The 18558-nt window shown below is 63.3% G+C and carries 14 protein-coding genes and 1 pseudogene; 3 read left to right on the top strand and 12 right to left on the bottom strand.

All coding sequences use genetic code 11. From position 1 onward, the window contains the following. Nucleotides 1-65: 65 nt before the first annotated feature. Together N5J71_RS04830 and N5J71_RS04825 are read right to left on the bottom strand one after the other, a co-directional pair. Nucleotides 66-504, bottom strand: a pseudogene (locus tag N5J71_RS04830) (methyl-accepting chemotaxis protein); the annotation flags it as partial. Between the two features lie 117 nt (nt 505-621). Continuing rightward, nucleotides 622-1860 carry an HD-GYP domain-containing protein gene (locus N5J71_RS04825; protein ID WP_257597232.1) on the bottom strand — a complete coding sequence of 413 codons (1239 nt, stop codon included), beginning with the start codon at nt 1858-1860 and terminating at the stop codon, nt 622-624. Between the two features lie 192 nt (nt 1861-2052). Here N5J71_RS04825 and N5J71_RS04820 point away from each other — a divergent pair, with 192 nt between their 5' ends. Continuing rightward, entirely contained in the window at nt 2053-2943 is an 891-nt protein-coding gene (locus tag N5J71_RS04820) for a 1-acylglycerol-3-phosphate O-acyltransferase, YihG family (protein ID WP_125874019.1), read from the top strand. A 275-nt stretch (nt 2944-3218) separates the two neighbouring features. Here N5J71_RS04820 and fdhA read toward each other — a convergent pair whose 3' ends face one another. From fdhA to N5J71_RS04780, 8 genes are all read right to left on the bottom strand, one after another. Beyond that, nucleotides 3219-4418: a formaldehyde dehydrogenase, glutathione-independent gene (gene fdhA, locus N5J71_RS04815; protein ID WP_074855403.1), complete on the bottom strand. Its 1200-nt coding sequence runs from the start codon at nt 4416-4418 to the stop codon at nt 3219-3221. Between the two features lie 373 nt (nt 4419-4791). Next, entirely contained in the window at nt 4792-5655 is an 864-nt protein-coding gene (gene purU / locus N5J71_RS04810; protein WP_074855402.1) for a formyltetrahydrofolate deformylase, read from the bottom strand. 267 nt (nt 5656-5922) lie between these two features. Continuing rightward, entirely contained in the window at nt 5923-6552 is a 630-nt protein-coding gene (locus N5J71_RS04805; protein WP_279916425.1) for a sarcosine oxidase subunit gamma, read from the bottom strand. Beyond that, nucleotides 6545-9568: a sarcosine oxidase subunit alpha gene (locus N5J71_RS04800; RefSeq protein WP_279916424.1), complete on the bottom strand. Its 3024-nt coding sequence runs from the start codon at nt 9566-9568 to the stop codon at nt 6545-6547. The genes N5J71_RS04805 and N5J71_RS04800 overlap by 8 nt, the downstream gene beginning before the upstream one ends. Next, a complete protein-coding gene (locus N5J71_RS04795; protein ID WP_045735672.1) occupies nt 9565-9891 on the bottom strand; it encodes a sarcosine oxidase subunit delta in 327 nt (108 codons plus the stop codon). Before N5J71_RS04795 ends, N5J71_RS04800 begins: the two co-directional genes overlap by 4 nt. A 188-nt stretch (nt 9892-10079) precedes the next feature. Then, the gene (locus N5J71_RS04790) at nt 10080-11330 is read right to left on the bottom strand and encodes a sarcosine oxidase subunit beta (RefSeq protein WP_003463898.1); all 1251 of its coding nucleotides are present in this window, start codon (nt 11328-11330) and stop codon (nt 10080-10082) included. A gap of 122 nt (nt 11331-11452) precedes the next feature. Beyond that, nucleotides 11453-12706: a serine hydroxymethyltransferase gene (gene glyA / locus N5J71_RS04785; protein ID WP_003463902.1), complete on the bottom strand. Its 1254-nt coding sequence runs from the start codon at nt 12704-12706 to the stop codon at nt 11453-11455. A 690-nt stretch (nt 12707-13396) separates the two neighbouring features. Further along, nucleotides 13397-13696, bottom strand: coding sequence for a hypothetical protein (locus N5J71_RS04780; protein ID WP_003463904.1), 300 nt, complete (start codon nt 13694-13696; stop codon nt 13397-13399). Nucleotides 13697-13935: 239 nt separating this feature from the next. On the opposite strand from N5J71_RS04780, the gene N5J71_RS04775 reads away from it, so the two are divergent. After that, complete coding sequence (locus N5J71_RS04775) at nt 13936-14976, top strand: threonine aldolase family protein (RefSeq protein ID WP_108233425.1); 1041 nt, start codon at nt 13936-13938, stop codon at nt 14974-14976. 59 nt (nt 14977-15035) lie between these two features. On the opposite strand, the gene gbcB is transcribed toward N5J71_RS04775, so the two are convergent. Continuing rightward, nucleotides 15036-16142, bottom strand: a complete 1107-nt coding sequence (gbcB, locus tag N5J71_RS04770; protein ID WP_279916423.1) for a glycine betaine monooxygenase reductase subunit — start codon at nt 16140-16142, stop codon at nt 15036-15038. 314 nt (nt 16143-16456) lie between these two features. Between gbcB and gbcA the strand changes: the two genes are divergently transcribed. Next, the gene (gene gbcA / locus N5J71_RS04765; protein WP_074855395.1) at nt 16457-17743 is read left to right on the top strand and encodes a glycine betaine monooxygenase oxygenase subunit; all 1287 of its coding nucleotides are present in this window, start codon (nt 16457-16459) and stop codon (nt 17741-17743) included. A gap of 142 nt (nt 17744-17885) precedes the next feature. Here gbcA and rlmE read toward each other — a convergent pair whose 3' ends face one another. Continuing rightward, the gene (gene rlmE, locus N5J71_RS04760; RefSeq protein WP_003463912.1) at nt 17886-18515 is read right to left on the bottom strand and encodes a 23S rRNA (uridine(2552)-2'-O)-methyltransferase RlmE; all 630 of its coding nucleotides are present in this window, start codon (nt 18513-18515) and stop codon (nt 17886-17888) included. Nucleotides 18516-18558: the final 43 nt, after the last annotated feature.

Raw genomic sequence — 18558 nt, 5'->3', positions numbered from 1 at the left:
CAACCCGGATATTCCGGGTGCCCGCCTGCGTGGATCATGACGACCTCTGCAATCTTTCCCTGGTTTCAGCCGAGGGTGAAGCGCCCGGTATTCTGCGCCAGCCCTTTCGCTGCCTAGGCGCAGTTGCTCGGCAGCGCTGCTCACGGCCTGGGCGCCATCGAGCAGTTGTCCGGCGGCCTGATCGACCTGCTGGATATTGCCACTGACCTCATCGGCGGTGGCCGCCTGCTGCTCGGCAGCCGTGGCGATCTGCGCCAGTCGGTCGCTGACGCGCTGCACCGAGTCGACGATGTTCTGCAGTTCATCACCCATGGCCAGCACGCTGCCGATGTCGCCGTCGGCCTGGCTGCAGGCTTCTTCCATCAGGGTGACCGACTGTCCAACCACGCGCTGCAGGTTGTCCACGGTCTGGGCGATTTCCTGGGTCGAGTCCTGGGTGCGATTGGACAGCGAGCGCACTTCATCAGCGACCACGGCGAAGCCTCGCCCAGCCTCACCCGCACGCCGTCAGGGAAACACTGAAAAAATCGTCATGCCCGCGCAGCGGGTATCCAAAACCTGCAAAGCATCTGGGCTCACGCCATAGCGGGAGTGACGACAGATGGCTTTTGCAGCACAGTCTCAGCGGCCGCGCCCCTCCAGATCCATCCCACTCCACAACTCGTCGAGCCGCTCGAACCCCCACTCTTCGGCCGACTCGCGCCCGACGATACGGTCCTGGTCGGCAATCTTGCTCAGGTCGACGATGCTTTGCGGCAGCGGCAAGCGCGACTTGGTCGAGAAGAACACCTTGACCCTGGGCGCCAGCAGCGCCTTGGGATTCTGCTCCATGACCACCGCCAGACGCCCGCTCTGCAGGCGCACCAGCGCGCCGACCGGGTAGATGCCAACCGTTTTGACGAAGGCCTGGAACACGGCCTCGTCGAAGTGCCCCTTCCACTCGGCCATCTTGCGGATCGACTCGGCCGGGTCCCAGCCCTGCTTGTAGGGACGGTTCGAGGTGATGGCGTCATACACGTCGCAGACCGCGCCCATCTTCGCCATCAGGCTGATCTGGTCACCCTGCAGACGGTGAGGATAGCCACTGCCGTCGACCTTTTCGTGGTGATGCAGGCATACGTCGAGCACCAGCGCGCTGACCTGTTTGCTCGCCAGCAGAATGCTGCCGCCTTCCTCCGGGTGCTTGCGCACCTTGGCGAACTCGGTGTCGGTAAGCTTGCCGGGCTTGTCCAGCAGCTCCTGCGGGACGGCCATCTTGCCGATGTCATGCAGCAGCCCGGCCAGCCCGGCCTCACGCACGGCATCGTCGGGCAAGCCGAGCTTGCGCGCCAGCGCGATCATCAGCGCGCATACGGCAACCGAGTGCATGTAGGTGTATTCGTTGCTGTGCTTGAGCCGCGCCAGGCTGATCAGCGCGTTGGGATGACGCAGAACCGATTCGGAAATCTCCTCGACCAGTGCCGCGGCCTGCTCGAACTGCAGCGCCTGCCCCATGCGCGCATCGTTAAACATCTCCATGACCGCCTGCCGGGAACGCGCGCAGAGTTTGACGGCCTGTTCCAGCTCCTGCTCCATCGACAGGGCTTTGACCTTGGGCGGCTCGATGGCGGCCAGCAGCCGCGCTTCGGCCTCGCATTCGGCCTCTTCTTCGGTCGTGGCCTGCACACCTGGGGCTACATCAGCCCCCTTGCCGACATCGATCCACAGCTCGGTGATCGCACTGCTGTGAATGCGGGCCAGATCCTTTTCCGAGCTGAGCATGAACTTGGACTTCCAGAAGGGGTGATCCATCCATGATCCGCAAAACTCCTGGATGTACATACCGACCCGCAGATCGGCCACCGCAATGCGTTTCAACATCGACATCATCCAGAACGGGTTGGCGAGGGAGTCCGGGAGCTGGGCCTTGTCATTGTCGGATAATTCCCTGATTTTTCACACTGACCCGCATCAGGGCTTTGACAAAAAATGGCCATAGGCCACTGGTGACGATTTTGAGCCACACCCAACAGGTGCTTATGATGCGGCGTCCACGCCTGCCAAGGAGTTGCCATGCGCCCCCTGTTGATCGGTCTACTCAATGTCATTCTGCTGCTGGGTAACACCCTGCTGCTGATCGGCCCACTGCTGCTGATCGCCCTGGCCAAGTTCGTCCTGCCGGGCCAGGCGGCGCGCGATGCCTGCTCGCGCGGGGTGATGTGGGTGGCCGAATTTTGGGCGGAGAACTGCAAACGCATCTTCGCCCTGCTGACGCCGACACACTGGGACATCCGCGGCAACGCCGAGCTGCGCAGAGACCGCTCCTACCTGGTGATCAGCAATCACCAGTCCTGGGTCGACATTCCCGCCCTGGTGCAGGCCTTCAACCGCAGGACGCCCTACTTCAAGTTCTTCCTCAAGCAGCAACTGATCTGGGTGCCCTTTCTCGGCCTGGCCTTCTGGGCGCTCGATTACCCCTTCATGAAGCGTTACTCCAAGGCCTTCCTCGACAAGAACCCGCACATGAAGGGCAAGGATCTGGAGATCACCAAGGCCGCCTGCGAGAAGTTCAAGCGCTTGCCGGTCACCGTGGTCAACTTCCTCGAAGGCACTCGCTTCACACCCGCCAAGCAGGCTCAGCAACAATCACCCTACCGCTACCTGCTCAAGCCCAAAGCCGGCGGCGTGGCGTTCGTACTCGCGACGCTGGGTGAACAGATCGACGCCGTGCTGGACGTGACACTGGTGTATCCCGAGGGCAAAGCGCCGGGCTTTTGGGCACTGCTCAGCGGTCAGGTGGACAAGGTGATCGTCGATATCCAGACGCGCAACCTGGCTGCCGAACTGTGGCAGGGCGACTACCAGAACGACCCGGTATTTCGCCAGTACATGCAGGACTGGGTCACTCAACTCTGGCAGGAGAAGGACGCGCGCATCGCGCAAATCCGTGCCGAGTGGCAGTGATTGCACGTAACAGAAAATGGGAGCCCGCAGGCTAATGCCAGTCAGTTAAGCCGTTGCACTCGATCTTTGCAGGAGCCGGCTTGCCGGCGATCCGCCATAAAAAGCATCGCCAGCAAGCTGGCTCCTACGAAAAGCGCCCCCTCTACTGCAAGTAGGAGGGGGTGGTGACGAACTTATCTGATCAGCATTAGCCTGCGGGCTCCCGAAAGACGACGCCAACAACTGCGCCTTTGTCGTGAAAGGTAGCGGCCTGGGACTAAGCCCAGGTCACGACGTCACGCCGCACTGAAGGTCTTATGCGGGTCGATGACGAATTTCTTCGGCACGCCGGCATCGAACTCGCCGTAGCCACGCGGCGCATCGTCCAGGCTGATGACCTGCACACCGACCACCTCGGCGATGTTGATGCGATCCCACATGATGGCCTGCATCAGCGCGCGGTTGTACTTCATCACCGGGGTCTGGCCGGTGTGGAAGCTGTGCGACTTGGCCCAGCCGAGGCCGAAGCGGATGCTCAGAGCGCCGATCTTCGCCGCCGCGTCCACCGCGCCCGGGTCTTCGGTGACGTAGAGGCCGGGAATACCGATCTTGCCGGCCACGCGGGTGACCTGCATCAGCGAGTTGAGCACGGTGGCCGGGGCCTCGTGCTGCGCGCCGTCATGGCCGTGACCGCGGGCCTCGAAGCCCACGCAGTCGATGGCGCAATCGACTTCCGGCTCGCCGAGCAGCTCGGCGATCTGCTCATGCAGCGGCGTGTCCTTGGACAGGTCGGCGATCTCGAAGCCCACCGCCTTGGCATGGGCCAGGCGCACCGGGTTGACGTCGCCGACTATGACCACGGCGGCGCCGAGCAGACGCGCCGAAGCGGCGGCGGCCAGACCGACCGGGCCGGCACCGGCGACGTAGACGGTGCTGCCCGGGCCAACGCCCGCAGTGACCGCACCGTGGTAACCGGTGGGCAGAATGTCGGACAGGCAGGTCAGGTCACGGATCTTCTCCATGGCCTTGTCGCGGTCCGGCAGCTTGAGCAGATTGAAGTCGGCGTAGGGCACCAGCACGTATTCGGCCTGACCGCCGGTCCAGTCGCCCATGTCGACGTAGCCGTAGGCGCCACCGGCACGCGCTGGGTTGACGGTCAGGCAGACGCCGGTGTGCTGTTCCTTGCAGCTGCGGCAGCGGCCGCAGGCGACGTTGAAGGGCACGGAAACCAGATCGCCGATCTGCAGACGCTCGACATCGCGGCCCTTCTCGATCACCTCACCGGTGATCTCGTGGCCCAGCACCAGGCCGACCTGTGCGGTGGTACGGCCACGCACCATGTGCTGGTCGGAGCCACAGATATTGGTGGAAACGACTTTCAGGATGACCCCGTGCTCGATCTTCTTGCCGCGCGGATCCTGCATTTTCGGGTAGTCGATCTTCTGCACTTCGACCTTGCCCGTACCGAGATAAACCACACCACGATTACCAGACATGCGTAACTCTCCTTTCTTGTTGTGGACACAAGACGCGACCGACGGGCCGCGCGACCTTGCACTGGAGCTTGTTGCATCTGTTGCCGGAAACCGCCGGTAAAGCCTGGCAGGGCGGTTTCCGTAGGGTGGGCCGAGCGGCGATCCGCCTTAGCCCACCAATTACGTTCTTCCGTTGCGCCTGGTGGGCTAAAGCCCACCCTACAAATGGCACCGTTGTTACCGTAGGGTGGGCTTTAGCCCACCAAATAGCGTTTTACGTTGCGACTCCTTCTCTAGGGTGGGCCGGGCGGCCTTCCACTTTAGCCTACCGAAAAAGCCTGTGGGCTGAAGCGGAGCGCCGCCCGACCCACCCTACAGCCAGGTAGCCTCGTGTTCAGGCGTTGAGCACCACAGTGCGGTTGGCATTGAGGAACACACGGCGGTCGATGTGGTAGCCGACGGCGCGGGCCAGGGTCAGACATTCGATATCGCGGCCCTTGGCGATCAGGTCCTCCGGGTAATGCGCGTGATCCACCGCCTCCACGCCCTGGGCGATGATCGGCCCCTCGTCGAGGTCGTTGTTGATGTAGTGCGCCGTGGCACCGACCAACTTGACGCCCTTCTGGTAGGCCTGGTGGTAGGGCTTGGCGCCCTTGAAACCGGGCAGCAGCGAGTGGTGGATATTGATCGCCCAGCCGTCCAGCCGGCGACACAGCTCGGGCGACAGCACCTGCATGTAGCGGGCGAGCACCACCAGCTCCGCGCCGGTGTCCTCGATCACCTGCAGCACCTTGCGCTCTTGCGCCGGCTTGTCGGCCGGATCGAGCGGGAAATGGTGGTAGGGAATGCCGTGCCAGCGCGCCAGCGGTTCCAGATCCGGGTGGTTGGACACCACCGCCACCACGTCCATGGCCAACTGGCCGATGCGCTGGCGATACAGCAAGTCATGCAGGCAGTGGTCGGCCTTGGACACCATCAGCACCACCTTGGCGCGGTAGCCCGGCGGGGTCAGCTCGACCTGCATGTCGAAGGGTGCCAGACGCTCGGCCACACCGGCGCGAAAGGCGGCCTCGTCGAAATCCTGCGGCTGACGGAACTCGACACGGATGAAGAAGCGTGAGGACAGCCGGTCATCGAAGCTGTGATGCTCGGTGACGTAGCAGCGCTGCTCGAACAGAAAGCGGGTTACCGCATCCACGGTGCCGAGCACGCTCGGGCAATGGGCGGTGAGAATCCAGGTGTCGGGGGTGCGGCTCATAATAGACTCCATTGCTGTTCACCCCTCTCCCTTGGGAGAGGGGCCGGGGGTGAGGGCTATCCGACACAATGCGGTCTGCCCTTCCCCTCACCCCAACCCTCTCCCAGAGGGAGAGGGGGTTGTTCGTGGCTGCTTGTGAGACCCACGCCAGACACACGTCATAGCGAACTCCCCTCAGCGTTGGCATCCTGCGCCCCCTACCTCCTGCTCCATGCAGTCGTCTCCGGGAGGAAGAGGGAGCTGTCCGCGTATACCTCAGGTTCAGCTTCAGGCCTCAACCGCCAACCCATACTCGGCACTGGCATCCTGCAGCCACAGCCAGAAGTAGTCGGCGAAGCTGCGGCGGATCACCAGCTCCCAGGTCTCCTCGCCAGTGTGGCGAATCACCAGTTGGGACTTGGCGAACACCGTGCCCACCGCCTTGCCCACCGGGAAGTTGCTCGGGTGCACGTCGTAGCTGGTCGATTTCATCAGCAGTTCACGCACCTTCGGCCCGGATAGCTCCAGCAGGGTCTGTCCGCCGCTGACGTTGACCACCGAGATATGCTGGCCATCCAGCGCTTCGCGCAGCCGGCGCTCGACCTCGAACTCGCTGCCGCCGGGCACGATCAGCAGCCATTCGTCCGGGCCCAGCCACTGCAGCGAGGTGTCGCCGTCGGCGACCAGGGTCAGCGCCACCGGCAGTTCCAGACCCAGGGCCTTGTGCACACCGCCGGAGAAACCGGCGTCCTTGGCATCCCCACGAATCACCAGATGCCCGCGCAGTTTCTTCTCGCGCAGGGTGATGCCGGCGTTCTTGCGGCCCTTGCCGACCAGCTCATGCAGGCCGGCGTGGTGCAGTGGCGACTGCCCGGCGATGTCGGCGGGGCGTTGCTGATAGACGTTGACGTTAGACATTCTGGCGATCCCCTTTCGGGTCATAGAACACGGAGCTGCAGATTTCGGCTTCGATCACGCTGCCATCGGCCAGCGGTGCGAACACACGCTCGCCCATGCGCTTGAGGCCGCCTTTGACCACCGCCATGGCGAAGCTGTAACCCATCGCCGCGCTCATGTAGCTGGAGGTGACGTGGCCGACCATCTGCATCGGGATGGACTGTTTCGGGTCGAACACCAGTTGCGCACCTTCCGGCAGCACCTGATTCGGGTCGACCGGTTTCAGCCCGACCAGCTGCTTGCGGTCTTCGCGCAGGCAGTCGGCGCGGTTCATGCCGCGCTTGCCGATCCAGGAGAACGGCTTGGTACGGCCGACGCACCAGCCCATGTTCAGATCGTCCGGGGTCACCGAGGCGTCGGTGTCCTGGCCAACGATGATGAAGCCCTTCTCCGCACGCAGTACGTGCATGGTCTCGGTGCCGTAGGGAGTCAGGTCGAACTCCTTGCCGGCTTCGATGATCTGCTCCCACACGCCCAGAGCGTAGTCGGCCTGCACGTTGACCTCGTAGCTCAGCTCGCCGGTGAAGGAGATGCGGAACACCCTCGCCGGCACGCCGCCGACCAGGCCTTCCTTCCAGCTCATGAAGGGGAAGGCGTCCTTGTCCAGGTCGATGTCGGTGACCTTGGCCAGCAGCTTGCGGCTGTTGGGGCCGGACAGGGTCATGGTCGCCCAGTGGTCGGTGACCGAGGTGAAGTACACCTTCAGCTCCGGCCATTCGGTCTGGTGGTATATTTCCAGCCATTCCAGCACGCGCGCCGCGCCGCCAGTGGTGGTGGTCATGAGGAAATGGTTGTCGCCGAGACAGGCGGTAACGCCGTCGTCGAAGACCATGCCATCTTCCTTGCACATCAGGCCATAGCGCGCCTTGCCCACATCGAGCTTGGTCCAGGCGTTGGTGTAGACGCGGTTGAGGAACTCGCGCGCATCCGGGCCCTGAATGTCGATCTTGCCCAGGGTGGAAGCATCGAGGATGCCCACGCTGCTGCGCACGGCCAGGCACTCGCGGGCCACGGCTGCGTGCAGGTCCTCGCCATTTTTCGGGAAGTACCAGGGGCGCTTCCACTGGCCGACGTCCTCGAACTCGGCGCCGTTCTTCACATGCCAGGCCTGCATCGCGGTGTAGCGCTTGGCATCGAACAGCTCACCACAGTGGCGACCGGCCACGGCGCCGAAAGTCACCGGCGTGTAATTCGGACGGAACATGGTGGTGCCCATCTGCACGATGCTGATGCCCATCGAACGCGCGGCGATAGCCAGGCCGTTGATGTTGCCCAGCTTGCCCTGGTCGGTGCCGAAGCCCAGTGCGGTGTAACGTTTGACGTGCTCGACCGACTCGAAGCCCTCGCGCGTCGCCAGCTCGATGCCGGCGGCGGTGACGTCGTTCTGCAGGTCGACGAACTGCTTGGGTGCGCGCGCGGTGGATTTGTCGTGCGGCACCTGGAACAGCGCCAGCATCGGCTCCTCGTGCAACGCCTCGACCTGCGGCAGGCTGCCGCTAACCGCCTTGTAACCGGCCTCGGCAGCTGCCTTGGCGCCCGCCTCGAAGCCATTGGCGAGCACGTCACCGAGGGCGAACACGCCATTCACCGCACCCGCGTCGATGCGCTGCTGGATGCCGTTGCCCGGCCCCGGCACGAAACCGAGGATGTCCTCGCGCCATTCGGGGCGACCACCCAGGTGCGACGCCAAGTGCACCACCGGGCTGTAGCCACCGGAGCTGACGATCAGGTCGCAGTCGAGCACTTCGCCAGGGCTGGTGACCTTGTGTGCCTTGGCATCGATCGCGCAGATGCGCGCACCGGTCACGCGCTTGCTGCCACGTGCCTCGACCACTGCGCTGCCGGTGAGGATGCGCACGCCACGCGCACGCGCTTCCTCGACCCAGGCGCCACGCGGGTTGCTGCGGGCATCGGCGACAGCCACCACCTTGCGACCGGCATCGAGCCAGTCGAGCACCACGCGGTAGGCATAATCGTTGTTGGTCGACAGCACCAGTTCCTGCCCTGGCGCCACGCCATAACGACGCACGTAGGTCGACACGGCGCCAGCCAGCATATTGCCCGGTACATCGTTGTTGGCGTACACCAGCGGCCGCTCATGGGCGCCGCTGGCCAACACCACACGCTTGGCACGCACGCGGTGCATGCGCTGACGGGCCTGGCCCATCGGCGCGGTTTCACCGAGGTGGTCGGTGAGGCGCTGGTGGATGGTGAGGAAGTTGTGGTCGTGGTAACCGTTGACCGTGGCGCGAGGCAGCAGGGTCACTTCCGGCATTGCCTGCAACTCGGCGATGACCTGCGCTACCCAGTCGGCGGCGGGCTTGCCGTCGAGGGTTTCGCGGGTATCGAGCAGGCTGCCGCCGAACTCTTCCTGTTCATCGGCAAGAATCACCCGCGCGCCGCTACGGCCAGCAGCCAGCGCGGCGGCGAGACCGGCAGGGCCGGCACCGACGATCAGCACGTCGCAGTGCTGGTTGAGCTGGTCGTAGATATCCGGGTCGACTTCGGTGGGCGAGCGACCTAAGCCTGCGGCCTTGCGGATGTACTTCTCATAGGTCATCCACAGGTTCTGCGGATACATGAAGGTCTTGTAGTAGAAACCGGGCGGCATCATGCCGCCGCCGACCTTGCCGAGGATGCCCATCAGGTCGGTGTTGACGCTCGGCCAGCCGTTGGTGCTGTTGGCCACCAGGCCGCTGTACAGCGCCTGCTGGGTGGCGCGCACGTTAGGGATCTGCGCCGCTTCGGTGGAGCCGATCTGCAGCACGGCGTTGGGCTCTTCCGCGCCCGCAGCGACGATGCCGCGTGGGCGCGAGTACTTGAAGCTGCGGCCGACGATGTCGACGCCGTTGGCCAGCAGCGCGGCGGCCAGGCTGTCGCCGGCGAAACCCTGATAGGTCTGGCCGTTGAAGGTGAAGCTCAGCGCCTGGCTGCGGTCGATGCGACCACCCTTGGCAAGACGATTGACCTGACTCATGCCGTTACTCCTTCTGCCACGGCTTGCTTGTCGGTGGCCCCGGCTGCGGTGACCGAAGGCTTCTCGCCGACCTTGTAGGTCTCGAGGATCTCGTAGGTCACGGTGTGGCGGGTGGCGTTGAAATACTTGCGGCAACCGGCTGCGTGTACCCACAGCTCGTGGTGGATGCCGCGCGGGTTGTCGCGGAAGAACATGTACTCGCCCCACTCGGCATCGCTGCAGGCATCGGGATCGAGCGGGCGGGCGATGTGCGCCTGACCCTTGGCGTGGAATTCCTCTTCGGAGCGCAGTTCGCCACAGTAGGGGCAGAAGATGTGCAGCATGTTGGCCTCCTGAAACACTCCCCGCTCGCAGATGCCAACGGGGTTTATCTTGTCTCCCCTCTCCCACTTGTGGGAGAGGGGTCGGGGGAGAGGGCATTCGGTGTTGGCCGCGCTACCCTCTCCCGGCCCTGCGGGCCACCCTCTCCCGCAAGCGGGAGAGGGTCATCAGCTTTGCGCTACGCGCGCTTTTAGTGAGCCACTGCAGCGGCGCCGTGCTCGTCGATCAGTGCGCCGGTGTGAAAACGGTCGATGGAGAACGGCTTGGCCAGCGGGTGCATCTCACCCTTGGCCAGGCTGGCGGCGAAGACGTGGCCCGAACCCGGCGTGGCCTTGAAGCCACCGGTACCCCAACCGCAGTTGAAGAACAGGTTGTCCACCGGGGTCTTGGAAATGATCGGGCAGGCATCCGGGCTGGTGTCGACGATGCCGCCCCACTGGCGGTTCATGCGTACCCGCGAGAGCACCGGGAACATCTCGACGATGGCCTGCAGGGTGTGCTCGATAGTGTGGTAGGAGCCGCGCTGGCCGTAGCCGTTGTAGCCGTCGATGCCGGCACCGATGACCAGATCGCCCTTGTCCGACTGGCTGATGTAGCCATGCACGGCGTTGGACATGATCACGCTGTCGATGATCGGTTTGATCGGCTCGGACACCAGCGCTTGCAGCGGGTGCGATTCCAGCGGCAGACGGAAGCCGGCGAGCCCCGCCATATGCCCGGAATTACCGGCAGTGACCACACCGACGCGCTTGGCGCCGATGAAACCCTTGTTGGTCTCGACACCGATCACCGCACCGTTCTGTTTGCGGAAACCGATCACCTCGGTGTTCTGGATCAGGTCGACGCCCAGGGCATCGGCGGCACGTGCGTAGCCCCAGGCCACGGCGTCGTGACGGGCGACGCCACCGCGACGCTGTACGGTGGAACCCATCACCGGGTAACGGGTGTTCTTGCTGCAGTCGAGGTAGGGAATCTCCGCCTCGACCTGCTTGGCATCCAGCAGTTCACCATCCACGCCATTGAGGCGGTTGGCGCTGACGCGGCGCTCGGCGTCACGCATGTCCTGCAGGGTGTGGCAGAGGTTGTAGACACCGCGCTGGGAGAACATGACGTTGTAGTTGATGTCCTGCGACAGCCCTTCCCACAACTTCATCGCGTGTTCGTAGAGCTGCGCGGACTCGTCCCACAGGTAGTTGGAACGCACGATGGTGGTGTTGCGCGCGGTGTTGCCGCCGCCGAGCCAGCCCTTCTCCACCACTGCGACGTTCTTCACGCCGAACTCCTTGGCCAGGTAATAGGCTGTGGCCAGGCCGTGGCCGCCACCGCCGACGATGATCACGTCGTACACCGGCTTGGGCGTCGGGTTACGCCACATGCGCTGCCAGTTCTCATGGTGGCTGAACGAGTGCTTGAACAGGCCGAAGCCGGAATAACGTTGCATGAAGATGCTCCTTGAATCTGTTCTCGAACGCCTAACCTGTAGGAGCCAGCTTGCTGGCGATCCAGCCGAGCTCGTTGTAATGGATCGCCAGCAAGCTGGCTCCTACAACAGAGCAGAAGGCTTTAGCGGTATACGGGGTAGTCCGCGCACAGCCCGGCGACCAGCTTGGCCACCTGCGCCTCGACATCGGCATCGCCAAGGTGATCGAGGATGTCGCAGATCCAGCCGGCCAGCGCCTGGCACTGGGCGACCTTGAAGCCACGGGTGGTCACCGCCGGCGTGCCGATACGGATGCCCGAGGTCACGAACGGCGACTGCGGGTCGTTGGGCACGGCGTTCTTGTTCACGGTGATGCCGGCGCGGCCAAGGGCAGCATCGGCCTCCTTGCCGGTCAGCCCCTGCTTGATCAGGCTGAGCAGGAACAGGTGGTTGTCGGTGCCGCCAGACACCACTTCGTAGCCGCGCTCGATGAACACCTGGGCCATGGCCTGGGCGTTGTCGATGACCTGTTGCTGGTAGGCCTTGAACTCCGGCTCCATGGCCTCCTTGAAGCACACCGCCTTGGCGGCGATGACGTGCATCAGCGGGCCGCCCTGGGCACCGGGGAATACGGCGGAGTTGAGCTTCTTCTCGATCTCTTCGTTGGCCTTGGCCAGGATCAGGCCGCCACGCGGGCCACGCAGAGTCTTGTGGGTGGTGGTAGTGACCACATCGGCGAAGGGAATCGGGTTCGGGTACAGACCGGCGGCGACCAGGCCAGCGACGTGGGCCATGTCGACGAACAGCAGCGCACCGACCTTGTCGGCGATGGCGCGAAAGCGCGGGAAATCCAGGGTCTTGGAGTAGGCGGAAAACCCGGCGACGATGATCTTCGGCTTGTGCTCCACGGCCAGGCGCTCGACCTCGTCGTAGTCGATCAGCCCGGTAGCGGTGTCCAGGCCGTACTGCACGGCGTTGTAGAGTTTGCCCGAGGACGACACCTTGGCGCCGTGAGTCAGGTGGCCGCCGTGGGCCAGGCTCATGCCGAGGATAGTGTCGCCGGCATTGAGCAACGCCAGGTACACGGCGCTGTTGGCCGAGGAACCGGAGTGCGGCTGAACGTTGGCGTAATCGGCGCCGAACAGCGCCTTGGCGCGGTCGATGGCCAGTTGCTCGACCTTGTCGACATACTCGCAGCCACCGTAATAACGCTTGCCCGGATAACCTTCGGCGTACTTGTTGGTCAGGCCGCTGCCCTGCGCTTCCATCACCCGCTGACTGCAGTAGTTCTCCGAGGCGATCAGCTCGATATGCTCTTCCTGACGGCGTTCTTCCTGATCGATCGCCGCGAGCAACTCGTCGTCGTAACCCTGAATCTGATCCTGCTTGCTGAACATCTCAACTCTCCTGCAGCGCCTGTGGGCGGCGGTCTTGGACGGGCAGGCCGGCAAGGCCCTGTGCAGCGATGGTAGGGCCGCCCCTGCCCGCCCAAATGCCTGCCAACGCCGTGAGAGCATTCGTTTGCGACATGGCCTTGTCGCAATCAGGCGCGTCGCGGGTGCGCCGCTGGTTTGCACACAAATCACGGGGATCAAACTGTGGATAAACCGTGCATACAACGCCCGCCCCCAGGAATGGCAGGGGCTCCCGCAAAAAGGTCATTCCTGATCGATATCAAGCAGTTAACAACATCAGCCATACACAGAAGCCGTGGACTAGCCTGTGGAAAAGCTGTCAGCAGATTGCTGCCGGCCTTGCACTCACTGCGATACAGGGCTGCGCTCAATATCCATACACCCGCACCGCCACCCTGGCTTATCCACCAGCGACATGAGCGAGAGGCAGGGATCGGTTGGGGATATGCACAGAAGATGTGGATGAAACTGTGCATAGGCTGTTCGACGCAGGCGCGAAGCCAGAGCAGCCGGGGCTTGCCGAGAGACGGCTAAAAATCGAACAGGATCAAATAGATAGACGCGGCTTGTGCACAAATACTGTGGGCGCCACTGTGCACTGCCTGTGGAAATCCGGCGCCAGGCCAGAGCCCACGGGGCTCCGGCACAAGCGCACGTTATTTACTCAGCCACTTATGGCTTGAGTTTCTCTCCGCAACTGCTGGAGGCATTTACCAGGCGCTGCTGCATGGTAGGGTCAGGCGGAGACTGGCGACTCATTTCCTGCAACTCGGCCTCGCTGAATTCCTTGCTGACGCTGGTCGCAGCGCAGTCGCAATAAGCACGCAGTTGTGGCTCCTCGTAGCCTGCCGGTGCGCCAGCGATGCACTGCTGAACGAATTCGGTCTTGGCATCATCCGACCACTCGGCAGCGGAAACGGGCAGCGCCACGGCCAGCGGCAGAGCAAGGGCGAGCAGGTGACGATAAGTCATGGGAAACTCCTTCTCTTGATTGCGGAGAGCGGATCGACTGCCGCCCTCTGGTAAGTGTGAACGCCAGAGCAAGCTTCAAGTTCCATCTGCTAGCCGAACGTTTGGCCACGAACCGACTCGGCAGTACGCTTCAGCGCAACAACTCGTCGCGGCGACGGACGCCTGACAGATAGCCGCAGGGTTAAAGTAGAGGCTTTCCCGGCAGACCCGCCGGCAGGTTTTTCAGAAGGAACGCGCCAATGCCCGACAATGCCCAGCAATTCGCCAGCGACAACTACTCCGGCATCTGTCCCGAAGCCTGGGCCGCCATGGCCGAGGCCAACCAGGGCCACCAGCGCGCCTACGGCGATGACGAATGGACGGCGCGCGCTGCCGATCACTTCCGCCGCCTGTTCGAGACCGACTGCGAGGTGTTCTTCGCCTTCAACGGCACCGCCGCCAACTCCCTGGCCCTGGCCTCGCTGTGCCAGAGCTACCACAGCGTGATCTGCTCGGAGACCGCCCACGTCGAAACCGACGAATGCGGCGCACCGGAGTTCTTCTCCAACGGCTCCAAGCTGCTGTTGGCCAAGACCGATAACGGCAAGCTGACCCCGCAAGCGATCCGCGAGATCGCCCGCAAGCGTCAGGATATCCACTACCCGAAACCGCGCGTGGTCACCCTCACCCAGGCCACCGAAGTAGGCACTGTCTATCGCCCGGAAGAAGTCCGCGCCATCAGCCAGGTCTGCGAGGAGCTGGGCCTGCACCTGCACATGGACGGCGCACGCTTCTCCAACGCCTGCGCCTTCCTCGGCTGCAGCCCGGCGGAGTTGACCTGGAAGGCTGGCGTCGATGTGCTGTGCTTCGGCGGCACCAAGAACGGCATGGCCGTCGGTGAGGCCATCGTCTTCTTCAACAAGGATCTGGCCGAGGACTTCGACTACCGCTGCAAGCAGGCCGGCCAACTGGCCTCGAAGATGCGCTACCTGTCCGCGCCCTGGGTCGGCATCCTGCAGAACGATGTCTGGCTGAAATACGCCAACCACGCCAACCGCTGCGCGCAGTTGCTGGCCACCCTGGTGGCGGATGTACCCGGCGTCAGCCTGATGTTCCCGGTGGAAGCCAACGGCGTGTTCCTGCAACTGTCGGAGCCGGCCATCGCCGCCCTCACCGCCCGTGGCTGGCGCTTCTACACCTTCATCGGCGCTGGCGGCGCGCGCTTCATGTGCAGCTGGGATACCGACGAAGCCCGCGTACGTCAGTTGGCCGCGGATATCCGTGAAGTAATGAGCGCCTGAATGACGCCATGACGCACCTGTGGGAGGGGCTTTAACCGCGACCAGAACCAAGGTGGCGATCAATAGTCGATCGCCACATCCCCTTTCGGCACGCTGCAACACGACAGGATGTAGCCCTCGGCCACATCCTCGTCGGTGATGCCGCCGTTGTGCTCCATTTCCACTTCCCCGGCGGTCTTCATCACCTTGCAGGTACCGCAGATACCCATGCCACAGGCCTTAGGGATATGCAGGCCAAGCTTGGCCGCAGCGGCGTGCACGGTTTCACCAGGCACCACACGGATGCTCTTGCCGGTACTGATGAACTCCACCTGATTGAGCTCGGCCACCGGCACCTCGGGCGCCTCGGCGGCTTCGGCGGCCAGTTCCTTGACCTCGGCGCGGATCTCCGGTGGCGTCGGGCCGAAGGCCTCCTCGTGGTAGCGGCTCATGTCATAGCCCACCGCCTCGAGCAGACGCTTGACCGCGCTCATGTAGGGCGTCGGGCCACAGCAGAATATTTCGCGTTCGAGGAAGTCCGGGGCGATCAGCTCCAGCATTGGCTTGTTCAGGTAACCGCGATAGCCAGCCCAGGACTCGCCCAGCCCGTGCTTCTCGCAGATCACGTGCAGGCTGAAGTTGTTGATACGCGCCGCCATGTGCTCCAGCTCGCGCTGGTAGATGATGTCCTTGGGCGAGCGCGCGCTGTGCACGAAGATCATGTCGACGTTGGCGTTGGTGTCGTAGAACCAGCGCGCCATCGACATCACCGGCGTGATGCCGACCCCACCGGAGAGGAACAGCACCTTGTCGGAGGGAAAATCGATGGCATTGAACAGGCCCACCGGCCCATGCACTGGCACCTCGTCGCCTTCCTTGAAGTTGTCGTGCAGCCAGTTCGAGACCTTGCCGCCCGGCACCCGCTTGATGGTGATGGAGAAGCTGTAAGGCACCGAAGGCGAGCTGGAAATGGTGTAGGAGCGCATGATCGGCTGGCCATCGATCTCCAGCTCCAGGGTGACGAACTGCCCGGGCTTGAAGAAGAACAGCACGGGCTGGTCGGCCATGAAGCAGAAGGTGCGCACATCCCAGGTTTCCTGGATCACCTTGACGCAACGCACCAGGTGGCGGCCGTTGGTCCAGGTCTGCGTGGTAACCGGGTTGAGGAAGGCGTTGGTGGTGGTCATGAACAGCGCTCCACACGGCCGGATATCGGCCTATATACGGCGGATTGTGCGAAAGGCCGAGCACCGTCATTTATCTACCAGCGACATCCACATGCTTATCGCGACCTACCTGATAGCACGGGGGCTAGCGCGTCGGAAACGCATCCGGCCATGTCGCCCATGGATAAGGTTTCGCCTTGGCTCGGCTCCACACTCCGCCTCACCACGCATGCACGCCCATTGCAGGCGGCAGTGATAAACGACCACCTTGCGGCACATACCGTATCAGCCACTTTTTCCGGCAGGCATAACGCGCCAGCCACTGAGGAGCCAACATGGACTGCACCCAAAATCTGAGCCTGGGCGACCCGCTGGAGCCCGTCCGCAAGGCCACCGCGCAGATGCTGCACGAACGCGACCACAGCTTCTCGCTGCCGCAGCCGTTCTACAACGACGAGCGCCTGTTCCAGGTCGACATGCAGGAGATCTTCCACAAGGAATGGTTGATCGCCGGCATGACCAGCGAAATCCCGACCAAGGGCAACTTCCTCACCCTGCAGATCGGCGACAACCCGATCATCGTCATCCGCGGTGCCGAAGGTCAGATCCATGCCTTCCACAACGTCTGCCGCCATCGCGGTTCGCGCCTGTGCGTCTCCGACAAAGGCAAGGTCGCCAAGCTGGTCTGCCCCTACCACCAATGGACTTATGAGCTCGATGGTCGCCTGTTGTTCGCCGGCACCGAGATGGGCGAAGGCTTCAAGCTCTCCGACTACAACCTCAAACCGGTCAACTGCAAGACCGCTGGCGGCTTCATCTTCATCAGCCTGGCGGACAACCCGCCGGCCATCGACGAGTTCCTGAGCACCCTGGCTCATTACATGGAGCCGTACGACATGGAGAACACCAAGGTCGCGGTGCAGAGCGTCATGCACGAGAAGGCCAACTGGAAGCTGGTGATCGAGAACAACCGCGAGTGCTACCACTGCAACGGTTCGCACCCGGAACTGCTCAACACCCTGCTGGAATGGGATGACGTCACCGACCCGCGCGCCAGCCAGGCGTTCAAGGATCAGGTGGCCGAATGCACCAGCCGCTGGGACAAGGACAACATCCCCTACGCCCACGCCAGCTTCGGTCTGCGCAACCGCATCGTGCGCATGCCGCTGCTCAAGGGCACCGTCTCCATGACCCTGGACGGCAAGCCAGGCTGTAACAAGCTGATGGGCCGCATCACCGATCCGGACCTGGGCTCCATGCGCATCCTGCACCTGCCACATTCGTGGAACCACTGCATGGGCGATCACCTGATCAACTTCACCGTATGGCCGATCAGCGCCCAGGAGACGATCGTCATCACCAAATGGCTGGTGCACAAGGATGCAGTAGAAGGCGTCGACTATGACGTGGCGCGCCTGCGCCAGGTGTGGGACGCCACCAACGACCAGGATCGACGCCTCGGTGAGGAAAACCAGCGCGGCATCAACTCCACCGCCTACCAGCCGGGCCCGTACTCCAAGACCTACGAGTTCGGCGTGATCAACTTCCTCGACTGGTACAGCGAGCGCATGCTCAACAACCTCGGCGACACCCCGGCGCAACTGCGCCAGGTAGAGGGCTGACGCCGCCCCGCTGGGCCATGCCAGTGGCCGGCCTCATTAAGCCGGCCACTTCCCCCGCAAGCCTCCCCGCCGCAAGCGCATCACAGAACGCCGAGCGCTGACTGGCTCAGCACAAACGCCGCGCGGGCGCGCAAACTGATCCTTACTGAGCGTCGCCCTTGAAGCCCTTGGCGACGAAGTACACCTCACGCGAACGCGGACGCGAGGCTGCCGGCTTGCGCACCATGACCTTCTCGAAGGAACGCCGTACGTCGCGCAGGTACTCATCCGAACCCTCGCCCTGAAACACCTTGGCGACGAAGTTGCCGCCAGGTTTGAGCACCTGTCGGGCCATGTCCAGCACCAGTTCCACCAGATACATCGACGCTGCCTGATCGGCCACGCCGACGCCGCTGATATTGGGGGCGATGTCAGAGACGATCAAATCCGGGCGACGACCATCGAGCAGATCGAGAATCTGCTGGAACACCTTGTCGTCGGTGAAGTCACCCTGAATGAAGTCGACGTTATCGAGCGAATCCATCGGCAGGATGTCGCTGGCGATTACCCGGCCGGTGGCCCCCACCATACGTCCGGCGATCTGCGACCAGCCACCGGGGGCCGAGCCCAGGTCCATCATCAGCATACCGGGACGAATCAGCTTGTCCTTTTCATTGATCTCGATCAGCTTGTAGGCGGCACGCGAGCGGTAGCCGTCCTTCTGCGCCTGCTTCACGTAGGGATCGTTCACATGTTCGTTCAGCCAGCGGCTGCTGCTTTTTGAGCGTTTCATCGTTCAACCAGATCAATTCCAGGAAGGCAGCCCGCCGGCATGG

Origin of the sequence: Ectopseudomonas oleovorans (assembly GCF_029845265.1) — a bacterium.
GTDB classification, from domain to species: domain Bacteria; phylum Pseudomonadota; class Gammaproteobacteria; order Pseudomonadales; family Pseudomonadaceae; genus Aquipseudomonas; species Aquipseudomonas oleovorans.
Note: the sequence above shows the minus strand (reverse complement) of the source record. Positions and strands in the feature narration are given on the sequence as shown.